3 protein-coding genes are annotated in these 3837 nt (G+C 54.1%); 2 read left to right on the top strand and 1 reads right to left on the bottom strand.

The window, feature by feature from the left end; genetic code table 11:
* Window positions 1–264: 264 nt before the first annotated feature.
* Window positions 265–1122 (top strand): M55 family metallopeptidase, encoded by an 858-nt coding sequence (locus SMC5_RS06300; protein WP_119175659.1) that lies wholly within the window; start codon window positions 265–267, stop codon window positions 1120–1122.
* A gap of 84 nt (window positions 1123–1206) precedes the next feature.
* Here SMC5_RS06300 and SMC5_RS06295 read toward each other — a convergent pair whose 3' ends face one another.
* A complete protein-coding gene (locus SMC5_RS06295) occupies window positions 1207–2943 on the bottom strand; it encodes a peptide ABC transporter substrate-binding protein (protein WP_165846287.1) in 1737 nt (578 codons plus the stop codon).
* Between the two features lie 201 nt (window positions 2944–3144).
* Here SMC5_RS06295 and SMC5_RS06290 point away from each other — a divergent pair.
* Window positions 3145–3837: ABC transporter substrate-binding protein (locus tag SMC5_RS06290; RefSeq protein ID WP_243625011.1), on the top strand; the 693-nt coding region annotated here is incomplete at its 3' end.

The following is a 3837-nucleotide window of genomic DNA, read 5'->3' as shown; positions in this document are numbered from 1 at the left end:
TCAGAATCGATGAGACCAGCATAGCCAAAAGGGCGCTGTGGTGCAAGCGCCTGAGCCGATGACGGGGATGCAAGCGGGGATGTTTTGGTTGAGACCCCAATGCCTTGCAGCATGCCGGCGGAATGGCGTCAGCACAGGAGAAGACTGCCATGAATGTGTGCAATGCAGACGTTTACAACATGCAACAGCGAAATCCGGATATACTTATGTCGCTCGTGAGAAACTGTAGATTACTGCGGCGGTTGCCGCTGGGAGGTATCTGAAATGAAGTACTTCATCAGTCTGGACATGGAGGGCGTAGCTGGCCTTGTGTCATGGTCGGAAACCAGCCAGGAACAGCGAGAGCTCATGACGGGCGAGACGTGCGCTGCCATCGAAGGCATCCGGAGTGTCGACAAAGAAGCTGCAATCGTGATCGCCGACAGTCACAGTCGGGGGCAGAACCTATTGCTCGACAGGCTTCCGCAGGACGTACAGGTCGTGCGAGGCTACCCGCGCCCACTGTACATGGTCGAAGGAGCAGATGCAACCTGCGACGCAGCCCTGTTTGTCGGCTACCATGCTCCCATCGGAACGTTGAATGGGTCCATGGACCACACCTATTCCTCGGCCTCCATCTACGAGGTTCTGGCCAACGGGCACGTCATGGGTGAGACAGAACTCAACATGGTCCTGCTGGCCCGTCTGGGCATCCCCTTTATCTTCGGCAGCGGTGATGAGCAGTACTGCGGATTCTCACAGCAGTTCTTCCCCCACGCTGTCTTTGTCACCACTAAGTGGGCCACCGGCCGGTATTCACAGCGGACGCTGATGCCCGAAGCATCGAAGACGCTGATCCGCGACGGTGCCGCCAATGCGACGCGACAATTGATGACCCATGGTCGCACGACACTCGCTGACGAGCAGCTTCAGGGGACCGTCCAGCACGAGGTTCTGGTGACTTCACCATCAACCTGGACCGTGCGCTTCCTGACGACCAGTGCCTGCGACGTCGCAGCCTGGATCCCCGGCTCCCGACGTTCCGGCGGCCGTGAACTTTCGTACACCTCAGATGAACCGGTCGAGCTTTACCGTTTCCTGATGAGTTGCACCGTCGCAGGGAAGTACGCCCACGATCTGTAGCCTATAAGGTTCTGTCACTCGACGACAATGCCGGGCACATCATGTGCCCGGCATTGTCGCATACAGTTTTTCTGTTGTGCTTTCCTATTTGCCTGCTGGTGCCATGTACGCGTACTTCCAGTCGACAAACCCGATGCTGCCCTGATAGAAGTCCTTGACCCTCTTGCTCAGCAGAACGGGGTTCGTGTAGAAGTAGATTGGGGAAATGGCGAAGTCCTTCATCAGTGTATCCTCGGCGAGGTGCATAGCCTTGAGACGAGCGGTCTGATCAGCAGTCGCTTTCTCAGTTGCAATAGCCTGATCATAGACCTTGCTGGTCCATCCCAGATCATTGTTGCCACCACCTGTGATATACAGATCCAGGAATGTATTGGGATCCATGTAGTCAGCAGTCCATCCCGCACGGGCAACGTCATAGTTGAGATTGTCTCTGTCCTGCAGGAACACGCCCCACTCCTCGTTCTTGAGGGTGCAGGTGATACCAAGATTCTTCTTCCACATTTGCTGGATCGCTTCAGCAATCGCTTTGTGCAGAGAAGAGGTGTTCATCAGATAGGTAAACGCAGGGAACCCCTTGCCTCCTGGATATCCTGCGTCTGCCAGCAACTTCTGGGCGGTCGCGATATCGTTGTCTTTGAAATACGTTTCACCGCCAACTTTGCGGAAGTCACTGTTCGGGGTCGCATCAGGGAAACCGTAGGGGATGAACGCCATTGCAGGCAACTCACCACCTTTTGTAACGTTGTCCACGATCTGCTGACGATTGATCGCGAGCGTCAAGGCCTGACGGACACGCGGATCATTGAATGGCTTCTTGCTGTTGTTAAAATTGAGATAATAGGTGCCGAGGTATGGCAGGATCTGCGCATCTCCTGAAGCGACAAGGCTCTTCAGTTCGGACGACGGGACGTTAGCCGCAGCGTCCAGTTGACCGCTCTGATACATCGAAAGTGCTGTCGACTCATCCTCGACCATATCGTAGATGACCGTGGTCAGACGCACCGTGGCGGCATCCCAATATGTGTCGTTCTTGACCATTGTCAGGTGATCGTTGTGAGCCCATTCAGTAGGCTTGAAGGGACCGTCGCAAACAAAGGTCGAGGGAGCGGCAGCCCACTTCGGATTTGTCTCAACGACCTTCTTATCCACTGGGAACAGGGTAGGGTAGGTCGTAAGGTCGATGAAATAGGGAGTGGGCCCTTCCAGGTTCACCTCCAGGGTCTTGTCATCCAGTGCTTTTACTCCGACTGAGCTGACATCAAACGGTTTGGTCGTATCCGCTACTGGGACTGCAGTTCCGTTGACCGTTGTGGTCACAGGATTGCCGTTCGCGTCCACCTTGGCGGCATAGTACTTTCCGTCCTGTACCAGACACTTGTTGAATGCTTCGCCGTTCTTGACGTAATACAGCTGATATGCAAAATCACCGGCTGTCTCAGGAGCCAGCGCTCGCTTCCAGGCATACTCAAAGTCTGGTGCTGTAACAGGATCGCCGTTGCTCCATTTGGCATCCCGAAGATGGAACGTGTAGGTCAGCTTGTCGGTCGACACGTCCCAGCTGGTTGCGATAGCTGGTTGGGGCACGTTGTTCTTATCATTGCGAGTAAGGCCATCAAAGAGTTGGATCAGTGTTCCCAGTTCTGGGTTACCAACTGCGAGCGCAGGATCGAGACTGGCTGGCTCGACACCAAGATTGTACCGTACGGTCTGGTCGGCCGCCATGTCGGATGTAGCGACACCACCTGTGCTCTTGGTTCCACAACCGGCGAACGTAGCGGCCAGCATACATAGAACCAGGAATACAACAATTTTTCTTGTCATGTGATTCCTCCCGTGTATTTCGTCTACCGAGCAAAACCTGACGTAAGAGCGATTGTATAATGTCTGCATGTTTTTGCAAGACTATACATAGAGAGGATCGAGTTGTTTTTTCCTGACATACTGCTATTCTCATAATAGTTGTATTACTCTTGTAGTGGCCGCAAGATGCCACGAATCATGTTGAGAAGGGGAGGCTATCATATGAGGAAAGCATTTTCGTTTGTCTTGATATTGGTATTCCTTGCTGTCGCTCTTTTGGGGACCGTCTCTTGCACCACAAGCAAAGGCAACGTGCAGGAGGTAACGTACAACTTGGGGACTGAGCCCGCCACGATCGATCCAGCCCTTTCTCAGGGCATTCCGGAAGCCAATATCATATTGCAGGTCTTTGACGGATTGACACGTATCGACAACAAGAATATGCCACAGCCGGCGATTGCGGCGAGTTGGAAGATCTCTGCGGACCTGAAGACGTATACCTTTACGCTTCGTGATGCGTCCTGGACGAACGGAACACCTGTCACCGCATACGATTTTGAGTATGCCTGGATTCGCGCTCTCAGCCCGGAACTGGCTGCTGTGTACGCCTATCAGCTCTACTACGTGCGTGGTGGTCAGGCATTCAACACGTCCATCAAGGTCGGCAGCAAGTACTATGTCCAGGCTGTCGATGCCAAAGGCAATCCTCTCACGAAGACCGTTGGGGGCAAGGTCGTCCCCGTTGCCAACATGGCGAAAGAGATCGACCCCAGCAAGGACGTCGGTGTCAAGGCGCTGGATGCCAAGACGCTCCAGGTTGATCTTGAATCGCCCACCGTCTACTTCCTCAACCTGACGGCGTTTCCTACCCTGATGTCGGTCTGCAAGGCCGTTGTCAGCGCGAATAGAAAGTGG

Origin of the sequence: Candidatus Cryosericum odellii (assembly GCF_003570935.1) — a bacterium.
In the GTDB taxonomy this organism is placed as follows: domain Bacteria; phylum Caldisericota; class Caldisericia; order Cryosericales; family Cryosericaceae; genus Cryosericum; species Cryosericum odellii.
The sequence above is the reverse complement of the archived record's forward strand: the minus strand, read 5'-3'. Positions and strand labels throughout refer to the sequence as shown.

Bases quoted from the DNA above. Each gene is read 5' to 3' on its own strand.
- SMC5_RS06300 (WP_119175659.1), top strand. From the start codon at position 265: ATGAAGTACTTCATCAGTCTGGACATGGAGGGCGTAGCTGGCCTTGTG.
- SMC5_RS06295 (WP_165846287.1), bottom strand. From the start codon at position 2,943: ATGACAAGAAAAATTGTTGTATTCCTGGTTCTATGTATGCTGGCCGCT.